Consider the following 19,176-nt stretch of genomic DNA (forward strand, 5'->3'; position numbering starts at 1 on the left):
CACACCTCGTGCGGCGGGCCCGTCCCGCCCCGAACGGGCTATGCGAGGACTCCCGCGCGCGTGGCGAGGGCGAGCGCCACGTCGAGGCGCGGCGCGGGACGGTCCTCCACGAGCGCCGGCGCGAGCAGCGCCGCCACGGCGGCCTCGTCGGCCTTGCGTTCCCGCGCCTGCTCCACGAACCGCGAGACGGCCGCGGTCAGCGCCGGCTTCCGTCCGTACGGGACGTCGCACAAGGCCATGGCGAGTTCGAGGAACTCCTCCTGTGAGCCCTGTGAGCCGGCCCAGGGCGCGGCGCCGTCCAGCCCGTCCTCGCACACCTCGTCCGGGTACGGGATGCGGTGCCACGCGCCGTCGTGCCACCAGTAGACGAAGCCGAAGAGGTTGCCGGCCGCGCCGTCGCGCAGGAGGTCCCACGGCAGCCAGTCGGGGCCGCCCGCCAGGAAGTCGATCTGCTCGCCGCCGACATGGGTGTGACTGCCGTCCGGGTCCTGGCCGCAGAAGACGGCGCGTGCGCCCCCGTCGAGCAGGGTCAGACGCCACCAGCCGCCCGCGCCGGTGGAGTGGCACCACACGCCGTCGTCGTCGACGGCGTGCTCGGGTCGGACGGAACAACCGGCGTCGATCACGGCCAGGGTCACGGCCCTGGCCCAGAGCAGCTCGGGGTGAGCGAGGTCTTCCGGCCGGCTCGGTGCGTGCATCGTGCGGGTCCCCTCCGGTATGCCCGGCTGTGCGCCGGTGCTGTGTCCGGGACAAGCCTCGCACGGCCCGAGGGAGCCTCCCCACGCCGTCGGCAAGCCCGTACGGGCCGTCCGGCACCGGACGGCCTCACTCACTTCGCGGCCGGCCGGGCGCACGGCTGACCTGGGCCAGGACCAGGACCGTGTCGTCGACCGGGCTGCCGTGGAGCAGGTTCGCGAGGATGCGGTCGGCCGCCTCCTCCATCGTGCCCTCGGCCTGGCGCAGTTGGTCGCGCAGGGCGTCCAGCCCGGCCTCGATGTCGCGGCCCCTGACTTCGATGAGGCCGTCGGTGTACAGGGCGAGGGTGGACCCCTCCGGTAGGTCCAGCTCCGTCGTCGGGAACGGGACCCCGCCCACTCCCAGCGGCACGGCCGCGGCGGCGACCACCGTGTCGACCGTGCCGTCCGGGCGGCGGACCAGGAGCGGCGGATGGCCCGCGTTGGCCATGCGGGCACGCCCGGTCGCCGGGTCGTAGAGGAGGTAGAGGCAGGTGGCCAGCTCGATCCCGGCCTCGTGCGCGCAGTTGTCGAGTTCGGCGAGCAGCGCGCCGGGATCGGTGTGGTGCCGGGCCAGCGCCTTGGCGGTGATGCGCAGCCGGCCCATGGCCGCGGCCGCCGCCACCCCGTGGCCCATCACGTCGCCGACGACGAGGGCCACCCGGTCCCCGGGCAGGCTGATCACGTCGTACCAGTCACCGCCCACCTCCGTGACATGGCCGGCCGGCAGGTACCGGTGGGCCACGCGCACATACGGTCCGGCCCCCGTGGCGCTGGGGAGCAGGGCCCGCTGGAGGGTGAGCGCGATGTCCTGGACCCGGCCGTAGAGGCGTGCGTTGTCCAGGCACAGCGCGGCGCGGGACGCCAGCTCGGAGGCGAGGGCGAGGTCTTCCTCGGTGAAGGCGGGGCGGTCATCGGACCTGCCGAACATGGTGATGCCCTGCACCGTTCCCCTGGCGACGAGCGGGGCGATGAGGATGCACGCCAGCCCGCTGCCCCGCAGCAGCTCGGCGCGGTCCCGGCGGGCGACGTTCCGGTTCACGAACTCCTCGTCGACGGGGACCGAGATCGGGCGTCCGGTGAGCAGTATGTCGTGGATGTTGGAACCCGGCGGGTAGGTGACGCGTTGCAGCCCGCCGACGAGTTCGTCGGCGGGCGGGGGCAGGCTGGTCCCGGCGCCGATGCGGCGGTTGATCAGCGGCCGCTCCGGGTCGAAGTCCTCCCCCTCGTCCATCCACTCCACGAGTTCCACGACGGAGCCGTCACAGAATTCGGGGACGACGGTCTCGACCAGTTCCCGCGCGGTGACGTCCAGGTCCAGGGTGGTGCCGATCCGGGCCCCGGCCCGGTCCAGCAGGGCGAGCCGTTGGCGGGCCGCCGTGGCCTCCAAAATGGCCTGCTCCCGGTCGGTGACGTCCACCACCAGCCCGCCCACGCCGGGGCGCGTGTCGCCGGCCCCGCTGAGCGCGAAGAGGCTCACGGACCGGACCTGGTCGCGGTCGGGGCGGCCCGGTGTGCGCAGGCCCACCAGGGCGCCGACCACGGGGCGGCCCTGCTCGGCGACGGTCCGTAGCGTGCGCTCGAACTCGCCCTCGTCGGAGGTGAGCATGATCTCGGTCATCCGCCGGCCGAGGTGCTCCGCGATGGGCATGCCGTCCATGTCGGCCAGCGCCTGGTTGAGGTGGACGTACCGCAGCTGTTCGTCGAACATGACCAGGCCGATGGGGCAGGTCTCGAACAGTGCGTCGAGGAAGGTCAGGTTCGTCTTCACCCGGTCGAGTTCCGCGCCCTTGCTGGCCAGGCCCATGATCACGGAACCGCCGTCGGGACCCGTGACGGGGAAGACTCGGAAGCCGCAGTCGAAGACCGTGCCGTCACGGTGCGCGGCAGGCATGCGGACCCGCCAGTAACCCAGGGTCCGGGCGCGCTCCGCCAGCTGCGCGGCCGCGTCCGGACGGCCCACGGGCGGGTCGGGGAACAGGACGTCGGCCGACGCGGCCAGCACGGCTTCCGGCGGGTGTCCGAACAGGGTTTCGGCGCCGGGTCCCCAGTACCGGACGCGGCCCTGGTCATCGAGGCCGAACACCGCGACGGCCACGTGCTCCAGCAGCGTGCCCGGCTCCGACCACAGGAGGCCGGGAGACCGCTCGCCCCCCAGCGGATCCGTCGGCACCAGACGCCCCCTTTCGGGCTTCCCGGCTTCCCGTCAATTCTGCCCCTTTCCCGTCCGGCGGACCTCCCGTCGGGGTGAGGAGTCCGCCCGGACCCGGCGGCGCAAGCGCCGGCGGCCCGCGCCGCCCCCTCGCCCGCGCCGTCGGTCACGGATGCCGCTGTCGATCTTCCGTAAGGTCGGACCGCCTCCGGCCGCCGGCCCAGCGCCCCGGCGCGCGGGCCGACGGCCGTGATTCCCCCACCCGGTACCGACTGAGTCGAGGAACGACGTGCTCCTGCCATTGAACCGACGCCTGGCCTTTGGCGCCGCCCTGCTGGCCGTGGTGGCCGGGGCGGCCCCGGTGAGCGCCGCCCACGCCGCCGGGGCGGCCCGTGCATCGCAGGCCGCCCCACCCACCCCCGACCTCCAGGGCCTGGTCCAGGCCCTGCGGAACACCGAGGCCGCCGGGGCGCCGGGGGCGGTGGCCCGGTTCACCGGACCCGGCGGCGTCCGGAGCGAGGCGGTGGGCGTACGCGACAGGGCCACGGGCGCGGCCATGAACGCCGGGTCCCGTTTCCGGATCGGCAGCGTCACGAAGACGTTCTCCGCCGTGGTGCTGCTGCAGCTCGTGTCCGAGCAGAAGATCCGGCTGGACGCCCCCGTCAACCGCTATCTGCCCGGTCTGCTGCCCGACGACCGGATCACAGTGCGCCACCTGCTGAGCCACCGCAGCGGGCTGGCCGACTACACGGACGCCATGTTCGCGCGGACCGTTCCCGGATTCGAGGCCGTACGCAGGAAGGTGTTCGGCTACCGCGAGCTCGTGGACCTGTCGCTGAAGGAGCCGAGGACGACCGCGCCGGGCGCCGCGTACGCGTACTCGAACACCAATTTCGTCGTCGTCGGCATGCTCATCGAGAAGGCCACCGGCCACTCGTTGGCCAAGGAGTACGAGCGCCGCATCATCAAGCCGCTGGGCCTGCGCAACACCTCCTACGTGCATCCCGGCACGCGGATCGACGGACCGCACACGCGCGGCTACCTGCACCCCGACGAGGCGGGCGCGCCCCTGGTCGACTCCACCGAGCAGACCGTTTCCTGGGCGCAGTCGGCCGGGGCGATGATCTCCGACCCGGCCGATCTGAACACCTTCACCTCCGCACTGCTCGGCGGGAGGCTGCTGTCGGCCCCGATGCTGGACGCCATGCTCGCCATGGCCCCGGCCGACGCGACCCGGACCCGTTTCTACGGGCTGGGACTGCGCCGCTACGACCTCTCGTGCGGCACGTCGGTGTACGGCCACACGGGTACCGTGCAGGGCTACTACACCTACGCGTTCGCCACCCGTGACGGCCGCCGCAGCCTCGCCGCCATGGCGAACACCTCGAACAGGGGTGCGGCGAACACCGCCCTGGGCGGCACGCTCGAAGCCGCCTTCTGCGGCAAGCGACCCGCGTCGGCCGGCACGCGCGGCTTCGCCCCCGCCCCCGCCGAGGTCGACCTGCCCGAGCACAACGCGCGCTGAGCGTACCCGCGTACCGCCGCCCGGTCCGGGGGGGGTAGCCCGCGGACCGGGCGGCGGGGATCATGAGAGGACGCCGGCCCGCCGGGTCCGGCGCCCCGCCACCGAACCCAGGAGATACGTGTGTCCTCCGCGTCGAGTTATGCGTCCGGTGTCTGTGACGTGCCGCTGCTGGGCGACACGATCGGCGAGAACCTGGACCGCACCGTCCGCCGGTTCCCCGGGCACGACGCCCTGATCGACATGGCCGCCGGGCGCCGGTGGACGTACGCGGAGCTGGCCGCCGATGTCGACTCCCTCGCGCTCGGGCTGCTGGACCTTGGCATCGTCAAGGGGGACCGGGTCGGGATCTGGGCGCCGAACCGCGCCGAGTGGACGCTGGTTCAGTACGCCACCGCCAGGATCGGGGCGGTGCTCGTCACCGTGAACCCCGCCTACCGCTCCCACGAACTGGAGTACGTCCTGCGGCAGTCCGGGATCCGGCTGCTGGTCGCGGCGGAACGCTTCAAGACCTCCGACTACGCGGGCATGATCGAGGAGGTACGGCCGCGCTGCCCGGAACTGGAGTTCACGGTCCTGCTGGAGGGGCCCGGCTGGAACTCCCTGCTGGAGCGCGGCCGCCGGGGCGACCCCGCCGACCTCGCGCGGGCACAGGCCTCGCTCAGCCCGGACGACCCGATCAACATCCAGTACACCTCGGGGACCACGGGCTTCCCCAAGGGCGCGACCCTGTCGCACCACAACATCCTCAACAACGGTTTCTTCGTGGGCGAGTTGTGCCACTACACCGAGCAGGACCGGGTCTGCATCCCGGTGCCCTTCTACCACTGCTTCGGCATGGTGATGGGCAACCTCGCGTGCACCAGCCACGGCGCGGCCATGGTGATCCCGGCGCCGTCGTTCGATCCGGCGGCGACCCTGGCCGCGGTCGAGGCGGAGTCGTGCACCTCGCTGTACGGGGTCCCCACCATGTTCATCGCCGAGCTCGCGGACCCGGGCTTCGCTTCGTACGACCTGTCCAGCCTGCGGACGGGGATCATGGCGGGCTCGCCCTGTCCGGTCGAGGTGATGAAGGAGGTCATCGACCGGATGGGCATGGCCGAGGTGTCCATCTGCTACGGGATGACGGAGACCTCGCCCGTGTCGACGCAGACCCGCGCGGACGACTCCGTCGAGCGCCGGGTTTCGACCGTGGGGCGGGTCGGGCCGCACCTGGAGGTGAAGGTCGTCGATCCGCAGTCCGGGCGGACCGTGCCGCGCGGGGAACCGGGCGAGCTGTGCACCCGCGGCTACTCGGTGATGCTCGGTTACTGGGGCGAGCCGGAACGCACCGCCGAGGCCGTCGACGCGGCCCGCTGGATGCACACGGGCGACCTGGCGGTCATGGACGAGGACGGCTATCTGACCATCACCGGCCGCATCAAGGACATGGTCATCCGCGGCGGTGAGAACGTCTACCCGCGCGAGATCGAGGAGTTCCTCCACGCCCACCCGGACATCCTGGACGTCCAGGTCATCGGCGTACCCGACCCGAAGTACGGGGAGGAGCTGATGGCCTGGGTCCGGATGCGCGATGGCGCCGAGCCGCTGACCGCCGCCGGAGTACGGGCGTACTGCGAGGGCCGGCTCGCCCACTTCAAGATCCCGCGCTACGTCCACGTCGTGGAGGAGTTCCCGATGACGGTCACCGGGAAGATCCGCAAGGTCGAGATGCGCGAGGCGGCGGCCCGCCTGCTGGACCACCCGCCACAGGAGGCCTAAGGGCTTTCCCGTAATCCCCGGTGGGTCGGCGCACGGCGTCGGATGCGGTGCATCGCAAGGCGGAGGGGCGCCCCCATACTGGGCGTATTCGGGCGTTCCGACAACGCGGCGAGGTGCCGTAGCCGGCGTCGTGCGCCCGCCGGGGATTACGGGACAGCCCTTAGGTGTACACCACGATGAAATCGCCGCAAGGGTGTGAGCCCGGCTGTCCCGCGGTCTCGGCGAGGGCCTGGCGCAGGGTGCGCAGATGCGCCGCGGTGAGCTGGAGCGGAGGCTCGTCCGGCTGGTAGGTGGTGCCGCGGGGGTAGTCGACGTCGGCAGTGGTGGTCATCTCGATGTGGCAGCCGAGGACGTGGGTGACCGGCCGGGTCTCGCAGAAGTCCAGGAGCCGGTCCACGGTCTTGGTGTACGCGGCCCGGTCTTCCACGTAGAGCCGCCCGGGGTAGAGGGAGTCGCCGGTCAGCAGCAGGCCGGTGTGCCGGTCGTAGAACACCAGGGCCGCGGATTGGTGTCCAGGGCCGGGGACGAGGTCGAGGATCCGTCCGCCCAGGTCCAGTTCGGCCGTACCGTGTGGCCAGCCGCCGAGCCCGAAGTGGGACGTGACCTCGTCCAGGCCGTGGCCGACGACCGTGGTGCCGGGCCTGTCGGTGAACTGCCCGTCGGCCGCGACGTGGTCGCCGTGGCCGTGGGTGTGGGCGACCGTCAGCCCGTACTGCGCGCGGGGATTGCGCATCAGCCAGTCCTCGATCAGTGCGTCGACCGTCGCACGCAGCGGGAAGCGGCCGGGGTCGGAGGTGGCGCCGGTGTCGATGAGCAGCGCGCTCTCGTTCCCGAAGAGGAGGAAGAGGAAGGGTCCCTCGTAGTGCACGGACTTGTTCTGGCGCAGGATCACCGTGTTCTCGGTGTACGCGTGGATCTGGATCGCAGGGGCGGGGTCGTGTTCGGGCGACGGCCAGCCCGCATGCCACACGGTGTCCAGGCTGCCGGCGACCGGGGTGTCAGCAAGGAAATCGATCACGGGTCCAACCTATCGCCACGGCGGGCCCTGGCGGAGCTGCCGTGGCGAGGACGTCTTGGAGCGACAGACCTCATCCACGGCAGCTCCGCTGCCTTGTCCACCTGCCTCGGCGAACAGGCCGGACGCCCGGCTGAACGGCGTCGGGCCTACCGGCTCAGTTCTTGCCGAGGAGGCCGTTCATCCTGGCGATCTCGGCGGTCTGCGAGGTGATGATGGCCTCGGCCATCGTCCTGGCCTCGGGGAAGGCGCCCTGGCCCTGCTCCGTCTTCGCCATCGCGACCGCACCCTCGTGGTGCTTGATCATGAGTTCCATGAAGGCGGTGTCGAACGCCTTGCCGGAGGACTTCTCCAGATCGGCCAGCTGCCCGGCGGTCATCATCCCGCCGCCCGCGCCGTGGGCGGAGTGGTCCATGGCGCCCTCGGCGGGAGCCTGCTCACCCCACGCGGCCAGCCACCCGGAGAGGGTCCTGATCTCCGGGTCCTGGGCCTTCTTGATCTCCGCCGCGAGCTGCTTCACCTCGGCCGACTCGGCCCGGGAGGGGGCGAGGTCAGCCATCTCCACGGCCTGGCGGTGGTGGGGGATCATCCCCTTGGCGAAGGCGACGTCGGCGGCGTTGTGTCCGCCCTGTGCGGCGGTCGAGGAGGCCGACGGCGCCTTCGGCGCCTGGCCGTGGTGCGCGGCGGCGCCGTCGTCTCCCGAGCCGCAGGCGGCGAGGACGAACGAGGCGGCGCCGGCGGCCACGACAGCGGCGGTGCGGCGGAAGACGGTACGGCGGAACAGGGAACGGTTCTTGCTCATGGTGATGCGACTCCTGGGTGCGTGAGGACGTGGCGGAGCACTGCAGCCCGTGCGGGTGCCGTGCGGACCGCTCTAGATCCGCAGGAGTTGCAGTTCCGCCAGATCGGGCGGGGCGCGCCCACTTTCGGCCGAAGCCGGCGCGCGGGTGGCGCGCGCCCCGGCCGGGGACGCGCCCTGGAGGGCGGCCGCGAGCGCGGGCGGCGCGTACGCCGTGACGATCCCGGTGGCGGCGCAGGTGGCGTCGGCGTGATGCACGAACCCTTGTCCGCCGGCGGTGTGCGAGCAGTCCGCGCCCGCCTGATGTCCGGACCCTTCGTGGGTCGCCGCCGTGGCGTGGGCACCGGACGCGGTGGTGTGCGCCCGGGCGGTCATCCCGCCGGCGCCCAGACCGTGCATGGCCAGCACACCGGCCAGTACCGCGAGCACCAGCAGCAGGCGGCCGGGCCCGGCAGGGCGGCGGCGCGGCGGCTGCGGTGCGGAGATCACGCGCACATCCTACGGCCGGGCTCCGGGCGAGCCCGACCGGCCCGCCGAGCCGCGCCTGAGCCGCGAACGAACCGCGACCGTGCCGTGCCGTGCCCGCATGATGAGATCATCCCGATCCCATCCGGCCTGCTCCCGAGCGGATCACGCCATTACGTCCGGCACGTCAACTTCCTTCCGCATATGGCGGGTTACGGTCCGGCCATGGATTCGAACACGCGCAGACCCGCAGCCTTCTCACACAGCCGCCGCACCTTGCTGCGCACCGCCGTGGCCGGTACGGCGGCCGCCGGAGCGGGCCTGGCCCTCGGTCCGGCATTCCCCGCCTCCGCCGCCACCCGGGAGCCGGAGACCACGGACCGACCGGCCACTCCCGCCCAGGCACTGCGCAGGCTGGCGGCCGGAAACGAGCGCTGGCGGACCGGGGACCAGGAGCACCCGCACGAGTCCGCGGCCGTGCGCCGCCGCCTCGTCCAGGGACAGCACCCCTTCGCGATCGTGCTCGGCTGCGTCGATTCGCGGGTTCCCCCGGAGCTGGTCTTCGACCAGGGGCTGGGCGACCTGCTGACCGTACGCTCCGCGGGTGAGGTGCTCGACGAGGCGGTACTGGGAAGCATCGCGTACGGGGTCCTCGAACTGCGCATACCGCTGGTTCTCGTACTGGCCCACCAGTCGTGCGGGGCCGTGGCGGCGGCGGTGCACGCCGACGAGACCGGTGAGCCGCTCCCCGCGCACATCCAGTACCTGGCCGACCAGATACGGCCGTCCATCGACCACGGCCAGCACGGCGAGGCCCGCGTGGACGCCACGGTGAACGCACACGTACGGCGTGTCAGCCGCCGGCTCGCGGCCGAGCCGGACCTCGCCGGGAAGGTGGCGGCCGGCGAACTGGCCGTGGTGGCCGCCCGCTACGAACTGCGCGACCAGCGCGTCCGCACCCTGTCCTGACGCCCTGTCCTGACGCCCTGTGCTGACACCTGCCCTGACGCCTGCCCTGACGCCCGTTCAGACCCTGTCCTGACCCCGGCGTGACTCCGTACGGCTCTCCCGGCTCCGCCCCGACGGGCAAGAACGTCCGAAATCCGAACAGCTCGTCGGGCAACGGATCACACTGAAGGGCGCTCTACCCGGATGTGCACCCCAGGGCGGTGCCGCCCGGCGACGCCGCCCGGGCCGAAACGTGACAGAGAGTCCTCCTGATCCATGAGTCTGACCAGTACCACGCTCCTCGTCTCCGCCGTGCTCTGCACGGCACTGATGTTCGCCGCCACCGTGTGGCTGTGGCCGCGCCTGGCGCGGCGGAGCGGGCGGGCGGTCCTGGGCCGGATCGGACTGATCCTCACCGTGCAGGCGCTGCTGTTCGCCTCGGTCGGCCTGACCGCGAACCGGACCTTCCTGCTCTACGGATCGTGGAGCGAGCTGCTGGGCCGCAAGAGCGCGCCGGCGCTCATCTCCCAGGACTCGGGCGATTCGGTGGTGAAGGTCCTCGGCAGGCAGCGGCCGAAGGTCCCCGGCAGCGGGGCACCCCAGTTGAGCGGTGAGATCGAGAAGGTCATGGTGCAGGGCCGGCTGTCCAAGGCCGCCAATCCCGCCTACGTGTACCTGCCGCCGGAGTACTTCCAGAAGGGCAACGAGAAGCGGACCTTCCCCGCCACCGTCGTACTGACCGGCTTCCCCGGGATGACGGAGAACCTGCTGGAGAAGCTCCCGTACCCGAAGACCGCGTGGACGCAGGCCAAGCAGAAGAAGATGCAGCCGATGATCCTCGTCATGATGCGGCCCACCGTCGAGCCGACGCGCAACACCCAGTGCGTGGACGTCCCGGGCGGACCGGCCAGCGAGACCTTCTTCGGCACCGATCTGCCGCAGGCGCTGTCCGCTACCTACCGGATCACCCCCTCGCCCCGCGGCTGGGGCATCATGGGCGATTCCACCGGCGGCTACTGCGCGCTGAAGGTCGCACTGGAGCATCCGGAGAGCTACGCGGCCGGTGTGGGTCTGTCGGCGGACTACAAGCCCGAGCTGGACAAGGACTCCGGAGACCTCTTCCACGGCAACAAGGACGAGGAGAAGCGGGCCGACCTGTTGTGGAGCCTGGACCATCTGCCGCAGGGCAACTCCTCCTTCCTGGTCGCCACGTCCCTGCAGGGCGAGGAGAACTACCAGCCGACGCAGAAGTTCATCGAGAAGGTGAAGGCGCCCGCGCGCGTCTCGTCGATCACCCTCGACCACGGCGGGCACAACTTCATCACGTGGGGACGGGAGATCCCGCCGAGCCTGGAGTGGCTCAGCGGCCGCCTCTCCGCCGAGTGAGCGGGCGGCGAGTACGGGGCGGCTCGGGGAATTGGGTGTGCCCGGATAGGGGCGGACTGGTGGCGAACTGCCCGGTACATGGGCCTGGCGCACGCGGCCCGGGGTGCGCGAGGATCACGCCCTCACCAGCACCACATCCCGTCACAGGAGGATGTCCATGCCTCGCCGCACACCCCGCGGCCTCACCGCCGCGGCCACCGCCACCCTGGCGCTGGCCACCCTGACCACCCTGGCCGGACCGGCCACGGCGTCCGGGACCTCCGCTGCCGCGCCGCTCCCCCAGGCCCGCATATTCATGGTCAACCCCGTCCAGTCCTCGGGGGACCAGACCCTCGTCGACGCCAAGGACTCCGTCGGGGCCGTGCCCGCCTCGGCCTACACCACGGCCGCCCTGCGGGGCCTCGACGGCAGCGGCCGGCTGTCGGGGAAGTGGGCGTACGTCAGATCGGACACCGGCGCCTCGGCGAACCTCGCCGACGTCGGCGGCTACAACCGCAGCGACGACCAGTTCGAGCAGGTCATGGCCTATTTCTGGGTCAACGAGGCCCAGGAGTACCTGCAGTCGCTGGGCTTCGGGACCGAGCTGCCCGGGGCCAACGACCGGGCCCAGCCGGTCCGCATCAACCAGTGGGGGTCCGACAACTCCTTCTTCACCGACAAGAAGTCCGAGATCCGCTTCGGCAAGGGCGGGGTCGACGACGCCGAGGACGCCGAGGTCATCGTCCACGAGTACGGCCACGCGGTGCACGAGGCGCAGGTCCCCGGCTTCGGCACCTCCCCCGAAGCCGGTGCGATAGGCGAGGCCTTCGGCGACTACCTGGCCGTGGCGGTCGGGTCGCACGCGGCCGCCGCCTACGGTTGGCCGCAGCGGGCGGACCTGGCCTGCGTCGCGGACTGGGACTCGATCGCCTACAGCGCCGCCCCGCACTGCCTGCGCCGCCTCGACGGGAACAAGGTCTACGGCGACCTGGAGGGTGAGGTGCACGCGGACGGCGAGATCTGGTCCCGCGCGCTCTTCGACATCCGCGGCGCCCTGGGCGCCCGGACGGCCGACCGCATCATCGTCAACGCGCAGTTCGGCTTCGCGCCGGACACCTCCTTCCAGGACGCGGCACTGACGACGATCGCCACCGCCCAGCGCATGTACGGCAAGAGCGCCGCGGACGCCGTGCGCGCCGCGTTCAAGGCCCGTCAGATCCCCGGCATCCAGTAACAGCCGGCCGCTTCCCGGGCGCGGTTCACCACCGCGCCCGGCGAAGCGGAATGTGCCATTTTTGGTCGCTGAGCGAACATCGCACCCCGCTCCTCGGACAACAACTGGTCAAATCCTTGCTGCGTACCTGTCATTTACACGCTCCTTCCTGGCAATCTCAACCGCCTAGCCCCCCACGGCATTTGAAGGAGTTACGAGTGACCCCCACGTCCTCATCCCGCACCTCCCGCAGCCGCACCCGAGCGCTGCGCGCCGCCGCCGTCGTCGCCTCGGCGGCCATGGTCGCGATCTCCGTCCAGAGCGGCTCGGCCAACGCGTCGGCCGAGCGCGAGGCGGGAGCCACCGCGCTCGCCCTGACCGCCGGCGCCCGCGCCGAGGCGATCACCGCGGCCCAGAACACGGCGGCCGACACCGCGCGGGCCATCGGCCTGGCCGACGAGGAAGGCCTCGTGGCCCGTGATGTGATCAAGGACGCCGACGGTACGGTGCACACGCGCTACGAGCGCACTTACACCGGACTGCCGGTCCTCGGCGGCGATCTGGTGGTCCACCAGAAGAAGGACGGCAGCCGCAAGACCACCAAGGGCATCGAGGCCCGAATAGCCCCGGCCGCCGCCCGCACCTCCCTGAAGGCCGCGCCCGCCGGCGCCCGTCAGGTCGTCTGGGCCGCGAGCGGCAAGCCGGTCTTCGCCTACGAGGCCGTCGTCACCGGCACCCAGGCCGACGGCACGCCCAGCGAGCGCCATGTGATCACGGACGCCGCCACCGGCGCCGAGCTGTACTCGTACGAGGCCATCGACACCGGCACCGGCACGAGCCAGTACTCCGGCGCCGTCACGGTCGGCTCCACACAGAACGGGTCGACGTACGACCTGACCGACGGCGGCCGCGGCGGTCACAAGACCTACGACCTGAACGGCGGCACCAGCGGCACCGGGAGCCTGTTCACCGACGCCGACGACAAGTGGGGCGACGGGCTGGTGTCGAACCGTCAGACCGCCGCGGTCGACGCCCACTACGGCGCCGCGGTGACCTGGGACTTCTACAAGTCCGAATTCGGCCGCAACGGCATCGCCGGCGACGGCAAGGCCGCATACTCCCGCGTCCACTACGGCAACGCCTACGTCAACGCCTTCTGGGACGACAGCTGCTTCTGCATGACCTACGGCGACGGCACCGCCAACCAGAAGCCGCTCACCTCCCTGGACGTCGCGGGCCACGAGATGAGCCACGGCCTGACCGCCTCCACCGCGAAGCTGAACTACAGCCGCGAGTCGGGCGGTCTCAACGAGGCCACCAGCGACATCTTCGGCACCTCGGTGGAGTTCTTCGCCAACAACTCCGCCGACGTCGGCGACTACCTCATCGGCGAGAAGATCGACATCCGCGGCAACGGCACCCCGCTGCGCTACATGGACAAGCCCAGCAAGGACGGCGCCTCGGCCGACTACTGGTCCAAGTCCGTGGGCCGGCTCGACGTGCACAACTCCTCGGGCGTCGCGAACCACTTCTTCTACCTGCTGTCCGAGGGCAGCGGCGCGAAGACGATCAACGGCGTCTCCTACGACTCGCCCACGTACGACGGCTCGACGGTCACCGGCATCGGCCGGACCAAGGCCTACAAGATCTGGTACAAGGCGCTCTCGACCTACATGACGTCCACCACCAACTACGCGGGGGCGCGGACCGCGACCCTGCAGGCGACGGCCGACCTGTACGGCTCGACCGGCGCCGAGTACCAGCAGGTGGCGGCCGCCTGGAAGGCCGTCAACGTCAACTGACGCACGCCGTCGGCCACCGCCGCCCCGGACGTCACGTCGACGTCGGGGCGGTGGCCGCACCCGCTCCGGGCGGGTTCAGCGCGCTGCGTCCGGCCTTGCCCGGAGGGTCGGTCGCGGGGCATCGAACGTCGTGAACGCGCTCCGCTTCGGCAGCCGGTAGACCTCCCGGCCCGTGATCGCGTTCAGGATCGTGGCGTTGCGCACCGCGCCGATGTCCAGGTTGGGCGAGGAGACACCGTGGCTGTGGGTCTCGGCGTTGGCCACGAAGACGCGGCCGGTCACCCCTTCCGCGAGCTCGACGGAATGGTCGAGGCGTACCCGGTGGCGCCCGCGTCCGTCCCGTAGCAGCAGGTCCTCGACCGGCTTCAGGAAAGCGGGCGGGCGGTTGCGGTAGCCGGTGGCGGCCACCACGAGGTCGGTGGTGTGCTCGAAGGCCAGGCCCGTGTCACGGTGCCGGCAGGTCAGCACCGCGCGCCCCGCCGGATCCGTGGCGGCCGACTCCACCGTGATGCCGAAGCGCAGCTCCGCCTCGGCCAGTCCGTGTTCCAGCTGGCGGCGGTAGAGCAGTTCGTGGATCTCCTCCAGGGTGTCGGTGGAGATCCCCTTGTAGAACTGCCATTGCTCCCGGGTCAGCCGGTCCCGTACCTCCTCCGGCAAGGAGTGGAAGTACTCCATGTACGCCGGGGTGGTCATCTCCAGGACCATCTTGGTGTAGTCCAGCGGGGCGAACGAGGAGGTGCGCGTCAGCCAGCTCACCGCCGGTCCGCCCGCGAGGTTGCGCCCCAGCAGGTCGGCCGTGACCTCGGCCCCCGACTGGCCCGAGCCGATCACCGTGACCTTCGCGGCGCCGTCCACCTCGGAAGCCCGGTACAGGTAGTCGGCGGTGTGCAGCAGCCGTGAGGGCGGCAGGCCCGCGAGGGCGTCCGGCACGTACGGGGCCGTGCCGATGCCCAGGACGAGGTTGCGGGCGAGCATCCGCAGGCGCGTGCCGTCGCCGCGCACGGCGTGCACGGTGAAGGTTTCGGCGGCGGCGTCCCAGTGGACTTCGACGGCGCGGTGCGAGAAGCGCACCGAGGAGAGTTTCGCCACCGCCCAGCGCAGGTAGTCCTCGTACTCGCGGCGGGAGGGGAAGAAGTTCTCGCGCACCGTGAAGGCGTAGAGCCGGTCCATGTCGTGGAGGTAGGTGAGGAACGACAGGGGATGGCCGGGGGCGACAAGGGTGACGAGGTCGGCCAGGAAGTTCACCTGCATCGAGGCGTCGGCGAACATCATCCCCCGGTGCCAGGTGAGCTCGGGCTGCTCCTCCAGTACGACCAGGTCCAGGCCGTCCACCGTCGAGGCGAGAGCGGCGAGCCCGAGGTTGAAGGGGCCGCAGCCGACGGCGACCACGTCGTGCTCGCTGGTGGGTGCGCTCATCGGGGCACGTCCTCCTCCCGGCGCGGGTGCACGAGCAGGGCGGCGGTCTTGTCGGGGAAGGTGACCTCCCCGGCGTGGCGGAAACCGGCGGCGGCGAACGCCTTCAGCGAGGGGGCGTTGGTCACGTCCGGCTCGGCGACCACCCGCGTGCACGTTGGGTCGGCGGTGAGCAGGCCCTCGGCCAGCGCGCGCAGCAGGGCCCGGCCGAGGCCCTGGCCGGTGCGGCCCGCCTCGCCGATGGCGATGTGCAGGCCCAGGTCGTGGGGCAGGTGCGGGTAGTGGCCGGCGAGGCGGTCCCGCGTGACCCGGTAGACCTCGATGTACGCGAACGGCTGGTCGCCCCGGCCGATCAGGACGGGGAGGACGGCATCGCCGGCGAGGTGTCCGGCCAACTCCTGCGCCCAGCGTTCGCGGGGCCAGGCCTGGTGCCAGAAGGCGTCGATGTGCGGTGACTGCATCCAGCCGTGCACGAGGTCCAGATCGTCTCCCCCGGCCTGCGCGACCCGCGCCGACCAGGGGTCGCCCAGGCGCGGGAGCGGCGGGCCGGGGACGGCGGCACCAGCGGCGCCGAGCTGGTTCTCGTCCTGGTGTAACGGCTGCGCCGAGGTCATGCCGTGGCCTCCTGGAGGGGGTTGGGTGCGTCGAGGTACACGGACTGGGCGTCGAGGGGGGCGAGGACCTCGTCGATTCCGTGCAGCCGGGTGAGCAGGTTGCCCTTGCAGGGCAGGGTGTCGGCCTCCAGCCAGCGGCGGGCGAGGCGGTCGCCGTCGGGTCCGGCCGCGGCGAGGGCGGGCAGCGCGGCGCGCAGCCGGCCGGCGAGTACGGCGAGCAGCTCGCGCTCGTCGCCGAGGCCGTCGACGGCGAGGCAGCCGATGACCGACAGGGCCTGGTTGCGCAGCAGGTAGTACGAGAGCCGGTCGTCGACGAGGGCGTCGTCGACCACGGCCAGGGTGGAGGAGGCGGCGCCGAGCCGCCCGAGCAGACCGGGCAGGTACGAGGCGGCCAGGTAGTAGCCCTGGTTGTCGCGGAACGTGCCGCCGGTCACCCGGCCCCGGTCGTCCAGCCGGACGAGGGTGTTCTGCTGATGGGCCTCCAGACCGATCCCGGTGGCGGCGTACAGGTGCAGCATGGGGACCAGCACCCGGTCGGTGTAGTCGGCGGTCCACTGCTCGGCGGCGCCGGGGCCGAGGCCGGACACCAGCTCTCCCAGCCTGCTGCGGCCCAGCCCCGGGCGGGGTGCGACCAGGCCCACGAGGCAGCGCAGGTCGGTGATGCCGCGGGGTACTTCGCGTACGGCGACGTCGAGGCCGGTCACCGCGGGCCCGTCCGGGCGCCCCGGCTCGTCCACCGCGAGCCAGGCGGGGTCCCGTGTGATGGCGAAGCCGGGGTGGGCGTGGAAGATGCCGTCCGCGTACCCGGCGTCGAGGAGCCGGTTGATCTCCAGGCCGCGGCGCAGCTCCGTACGGGTGGACTCGCGTCGCGAATTGGTCAGGCGCAGGCCGAGCGAGAGCTTGAGCATCACGTCGCTGTCCGGCCGGTACACGGTGCGCACGCTGGAGGTCGGCCACCACTCGGGGCCCAGTTCGCCGAGCGGTTCGAGCGCGCCGGAGGCGATCAGGGCGGCGGTGCGCGGGCGGTGCAGCAGGTCACGGGCCTGCCACGGGTGTGCGGGAACCAGGACACGGCCGTCGTCCAGGCGGCGGCCGGCGAGGTCGGCGAGGAGGGCGACGGTGTCCTGTCCGCCCAGGGAGGGGGCTTTGTCCACCGCGTCGTGCGAGACCACCGACTCGTCGGCGGCGAACCAGTGGAGCCGGAAGGAACCGCGCAGCTCGGGCGAGAAGGCGGCCGCGTCGTTGTCCGAGATGCCGTCGCGGCTCTTGGGCGCGGGGTGGTTCAAGTGGCCCAGTAGCAGGCCTTGTTCGGAGTCGAGGAAGCCGTCCACCCCGGCGGGCGGCTGCGGGTGCGCACGCCGGTCGGAGATGAAGGACGCGACGCGGCGTACGGACTCGGCGGTGCGTTCCACCAGGTCGGCGACCTCGCCGGCCGGGACGCCGCCGGGCCGCGCCGCGCCGCGTACGGCCGCCTCGGTGGAGAGCAGCGCGACGGCGGTTACGGGATCGGCGCTCGCGCCGAGCGGGCCGCCGGGTCCCTCCAGACGGACGGGGGCGAAGCGGTGCCAGCCGGTCGGCGAGCGGTGGGTCACCTCGGTGACGAGTGCCAGTCCGGATGCGGGGAGCTCGATCCGCAGCGGGCCGGGGGTGACCGGTGTTCCGGTCTCCAGCAGCCAGCAGCGCAACAGGGCCTCGATGTGGGCGTGTTCGGCCGCGCGACGGGCGTCAGGGCCGTGCAACGGATCGGCAGGGGCGGGCGGGGCGGGCTGTGCGGAAGCAGCAGGAGCGGGGACGGGGGTGGAAGCCGCGGCGGTGGTGCTCATGCGGCGCTCTCCTCTACGAGTCGTTCACAGGTGCGGCCGGCGTCGAGGACGATGTCCACGAGGCCGTCGATGTCGTCCACGGTGGCCGTGGGGTTGAGCAGGGTGAACTTCAGGCACACCCGCGCCGGGGAGTCGGGTCCGGCGGTGCGGACCTCGGTGCGCCCGATCAGGGCGCGGCCCGTTTCCAGGAGCCGTCTGCGCAGGTCGCCGTTGAGGCGGTCGGCGGCGCCGGGGCTGCCGGAACCCCGGTAGCGGAAGACCACGGTGGTCAGTTCGGCGGGCGAGACCAGTTCGAGTTCCGGTTCGGCGAGGATGCGGCGCTCGGCGTGCCGGGCGAGGCCGTGGCAGACGTCGACCATGCGGCCCATTCCGGTGCGGCCGTATGCCAGCAGGGTGGCGGCGGCCTTCACGGCGTCGGGACGTCGGGTGGTCTGCAGGCTGCGGCCGAGCAGGCCGTCGTAGCCTGCGTCTGAGTCGTCGGCCGGGTTGAGGTAGGCGACCTCCCGGTCCAGGGCGGTGAAGGCGGTCGTTTCGGACACGAGCAGGGCGCTGGTGGCGGCGGGCTGCCAGCCGATCTTGTGCAGGTCGAGGGTGACGGAGTCGGCCAGTTCCAGTCCGGCCAGGCGGTCGGCCAGCCGCTCGGAGAACAGGGCGCCGAATCCGTACGCGGCGTCCACGTGCATCCATGTGCCGTGCCCCGCGGCGATCTCGGCGAGCTCCGGGAGGGGGTCCACGGAACCGAAGTCCGTGGTGCCGGCGGTCGCGACGACGGCGAGCGGCGTCCGGCCGGGGCCGAGTCCGCCCAGGGCGGCGGCCAGCGCCGCCGGCCGCATCCGCCGGCGCTCGTCGGTGGGTACGAGGTGCACGGCCCGCTCGCCCAGCCCGAGGGCGGCGCAGGCCCGTTGTACCGAGAAGTGGGCGAGCTCCGAGCAGAACACGACCGGTCCGGGGAGGGCGGCAACCCCGTCCTCCCGGGCGTCGACACCGAGCCGGAGGGCGGCGGCGTCCCTGGCCAGCAGCAGGCCCAGCAGGTTGGACAGCGAGCCGCCCGGGGTGAGGACGCCGTCGGCCCGCTCCCCCAGTCCGGCGAGGCCGGTCAGTGCGCCGATGAGCCAGCGCTCGACGGCGAGGGCCGACGGGCCGGAATCGTACGTGTCCAGGGAGGCGTTGGCCGCGCTCGCCAGGGTGTCCGCGGCGACGGCGACCGCCAGCGGGGGCGGCTGCAGGTGGGCTGCGGCGCGGGGGTGGGCCAGGTCGATGCCCTGCTCGACCAGCACGGTGGCCAGCAGCCTGAGCGCGGCTTCGGCGCCGAGCCCCTCGGCGGGGAGCCGGGCCGGTCCCAGTGTCCCGGCCGCCGCCGCGAGGACGTCGCGGGGCGTGCCGGCCGGTACCGGTCCCGTGGGACGGCGGGAAGCGCGCACGGTGCCGACCGCGTCCGCCAGCGCGGCGGAGACCTCGGCCAGACCCTCACGCGAGCCGGCGAGCAGGGAGCGCGGGAAGGAGGGCGGGAGGGGGAACGGCGCGGGTGGTGCCTCGGTGAGCGGTATCAC

16 protein-coding genes are annotated in these 19,176 nt (G+C 72.3%); 6 read left to right on the forward strand and 10 right to left on the reverse strand.

The features are described 5' to 3' along the window. Window positions 1-38: 38 nt before the first annotated feature. Both ACFYOB_RS03335 and ACFYOB_RS03340 read right to left on the reverse strand, forming a co-directional pair. A complete protein-coding gene (locus ACFYOB_RS03335; protein WP_388553756.1) occupies window positions 39-698 on the reverse strand; it encodes a hypothetical protein in 660 nt (219 codons plus the stop codon). Window positions 699-825: 127 nt separating this feature from the next. Then, window positions 826-2,907, reverse strand: coding sequence for a SpoIIE family protein phosphatase (locus ACFYOB_RS03340; RefSeq protein WP_388553758.1), 2,082 nt, complete (start codon window positions 2,905-2,907; stop codon window positions 826-828). Between the two features lie 268 nt (window positions 2,908-3,175). On the opposite strand from ACFYOB_RS03340, the gene ACFYOB_RS03345 reads away from it, so the two are divergent. After that, window positions 3,176-4,411, forward strand: coding sequence for a serine hydrolase domain-containing protein (locus tag ACFYOB_RS03345; RefSeq protein WP_388553760.1), 1,236 nt, complete (start codon window positions 3,176-3,178; stop codon window positions 4,409-4,411). A gap of 120 nt (window positions 4,412-4,531) precedes the next feature. Next, window positions 4,532-6,169, forward strand: a complete 1,638-nt coding sequence (locus ACFYOB_RS03350; protein ID WP_388553762.1) for an AMP-binding protein — start codon at window positions 4,532-4,534, stop codon at window positions 6,167-6,169. A gap of 160 nt (window positions 6,170-6,329) precedes the next feature. Here ACFYOB_RS03350 and ACFYOB_RS03355 read toward each other — a convergent pair whose 3' ends face one another. From ACFYOB_RS03355 to ACFYOB_RS03365, 3 genes are all read right to left on the reverse strand, one after another. Next, on the reverse strand, window positions 6,330-7,187 hold the full coding sequence (locus ACFYOB_RS03355) for an MBL fold metallo-hydrolase (protein ID WP_388553764.1): 858 nt from the start codon (window positions 7,185-7,187) through the stop codon (window positions 6,330-6,332). 154 nt (window positions 7,188-7,341) lie between these two features. Next, window positions 7,342-7,986, reverse strand: coding sequence for a DUF305 domain-containing protein (locus ACFYOB_RS03360; protein WP_388553766.1), 645 nt, complete (start codon window positions 7,984-7,986; stop codon window positions 7,342-7,344). A 72-nt stretch (window positions 7,987-8,058) separates the two neighbouring features. Then, the gene (locus ACFYOB_RS03365; protein ID WP_388553768.1) at window positions 8,059-8,472 is read right to left on the reverse strand and encodes a DUF6153 family protein; all 414 of its coding nucleotides are present in this window, start codon (window positions 8,470-8,472) and stop codon (window positions 8,059-8,061) included. 201 nt (window positions 8,473-8,673) lie between these two features. On the opposite strand from ACFYOB_RS03365, the gene ACFYOB_RS03370 reads away from it, so the two are divergent. The 3 genes from ACFYOB_RS03370 to ACFYOB_RS03380 all read left to right on the forward strand — a co-directional run bounded on the left by ACFYOB_RS03370 (window position 8,674) and on the right by ACFYOB_RS03380 (window position 11,995). Continuing rightward, on the forward strand, window positions 8,674-9,417 hold the full coding sequence (locus ACFYOB_RS03370) for a carbonic anhydrase (RefSeq protein WP_388553770.1): 744 nt from the start codon (window positions 8,674-8,676) through the stop codon (window positions 9,415-9,417). A 255-nt stretch (window positions 9,418-9,672) separates the two neighbouring features. Next, window positions 9,673-10,782, forward strand: a complete 1,110-nt coding sequence (locus tag ACFYOB_RS03375; protein ID WP_388553773.1) for an alpha/beta hydrolase — start codon at window positions 9,673-9,675, stop codon at window positions 10,780-10,782. Window positions 10,783-10,939: 157 nt separating this feature from the next. Next, on the forward strand, window positions 10,940-11,995 hold the full coding sequence (locus ACFYOB_RS03380) for a M4 family metallopeptidase (RefSeq protein ID WP_388553776.1): 1,056 nt from the start codon (window positions 10,940-10,942) through the stop codon (window positions 11,993-11,995). On the opposite strand, the gene ACFYOB_RS03385 is transcribed toward ACFYOB_RS03380, so the two are convergent. After that, window positions 11,974-12,129 carry a hypothetical protein gene (locus tag ACFYOB_RS03385; protein WP_388553778.1) on the reverse strand — a complete coding sequence of 52 codons (156 nt, stop codon included), beginning with the start codon at window positions 12,127-12,129 and terminating at the stop codon, window positions 11,974-11,976. The genes ACFYOB_RS03380 and ACFYOB_RS03385 overlap by 22 nt on opposite strands. Before the next feature lie 144 nt (window positions 12,130-12,273). Between ACFYOB_RS03385 and ACFYOB_RS03390 the strand changes: the two genes are divergently transcribed. Continuing rightward, window positions 12,274-13,776 carry a M4 family metallopeptidase gene (locus tag ACFYOB_RS03390; RefSeq protein WP_388554043.1) on the forward strand — a complete coding sequence of 501 codons (1,503 nt, stop codon included), beginning with the start codon at window positions 12,274-12,276 and terminating at the stop codon, window positions 13,774-13,776. A 75-nt stretch (window positions 13,777-13,851) separates the two neighbouring features. On the opposite strand, the gene ACFYOB_RS03395 is transcribed toward ACFYOB_RS03390, so the two are convergent. The 4 genes from ACFYOB_RS03395 to ACFYOB_RS03410 are packed head-to-tail and all read right to left on the reverse strand — an operon-like array spanning window position 13,852 to window position 19,176. Next, on the reverse strand, window positions 13,852-15,192 hold the full coding sequence (locus tag ACFYOB_RS03395; protein WP_388553781.1) for a lysine N(6)-hydroxylase/L-ornithine N(5)-oxygenase family protein: 1,341 nt from the start codon (window positions 15,190-15,192) through the stop codon (window positions 13,852-13,854). Beyond that, window positions 15,189-15,803: a GNAT family N-acetyltransferase gene (locus ACFYOB_RS03400; protein ID WP_388553783.1), complete on the reverse strand. Its 615-nt coding sequence runs from the start codon at window positions 15,801-15,803 to the stop codon at window positions 15,189-15,191. The genes ACFYOB_RS03395 and ACFYOB_RS03400 overlap by 4 nt, the downstream gene beginning before the upstream one ends. Beyond that, a complete protein-coding gene (locus ACFYOB_RS03405) occupies window positions 15,800-17,626 on the reverse strand; it encodes an IucA/IucC family protein (RefSeq protein WP_388553786.1) in 1,827 nt (608 codons plus the stop codon). Before ACFYOB_RS03405 ends, ACFYOB_RS03400 begins: the two co-directional genes overlap by 4 nt. Beyond that, window positions 17,623-19,176, reverse strand: coding sequence for a pyridoxal phosphate-dependent decarboxylase family protein (locus ACFYOB_RS03410; RefSeq protein ID WP_388553789.1), 1,554 nt, complete (start codon window positions 19,174-19,176; stop codon window positions 17,623-17,625). Before ACFYOB_RS03410 ends, ACFYOB_RS03405 begins: the two co-directional genes overlap by 4 nt.

This window comes from Streptomyces sp. NPDC006463 (genome assembly GCF_042870715.1).
GTDB lineage: Bacteria > Actinomycetota > Actinomycetes > Streptomycetales > Streptomycetaceae > Streptomyces.

Coding starts and splice junctions, on each gene's coding strand:
- ACFYOB_RS03335 (WP_388553756.1), bottom strand. CDS start 698: ATGCACGCACCGAGCCGGCCGGAAGACCTCGCTCACCCCGAGCTGCTC.
- ACFYOB_RS03360 (WP_388553766.1), bottom strand. CDS start 7,986: ATGAGCAAGAACCGTTCCCTGTTCCGCCGTACCGTCTTCCGCCGCACC.
- ACFYOB_RS03370 (WP_388553770.1), top strand. CDS start 8,674: ATGGATTCGAACACGCGCAGACCCGCAGCCTTCTCACACAGCCGCCGC.
- ACFYOB_RS03375 (WP_388553773.1), top strand. CDS start 9,673: ATGAGTCTGACCAGTACCACGCTCCTCGTCTCCGCCGTGCTCTGCACG.
- ACFYOB_RS03380 (WP_388553776.1), top strand. CDS start 10,940: ATGCCTCGCCGCACACCCCGCGGCCTCACCGCCGCGGCCACCGCCACC.
- ACFYOB_RS03385 (WP_388553778.1), bottom strand. CDS start 12,129: ATGACAGGTACGCAGCAAGGATTTGACCAGTTGTTGTCCGAGGAGCGG.
- ACFYOB_RS03390 (WP_388554043.1), top strand. CDS start 12,274: ATGGTCGCGATCTCCGTCCAGAGCGGCTCGGCCAACGCGTCGGCCGAG.
- ACFYOB_RS03395 (WP_388553781.1), bottom strand. CDS start 15,192: ATGAGCGCACCCACCAGCGAGCACGACGTGGTCGCCGTCGGCTGCGGC.
- ACFYOB_RS03400 (WP_388553783.1), bottom strand. CDS start 15,803: ATGACCTCGGCGCAGCCGTTACACCAGGACGAGAACCAGCTCGGCGCC.
- ACFYOB_RS03405 (WP_388553786.1), bottom strand. CDS start 17,626: ATGAGCACCACCGCCGCGGCTTCCACCCCCGTCCCCGCTCCTGCTGCT.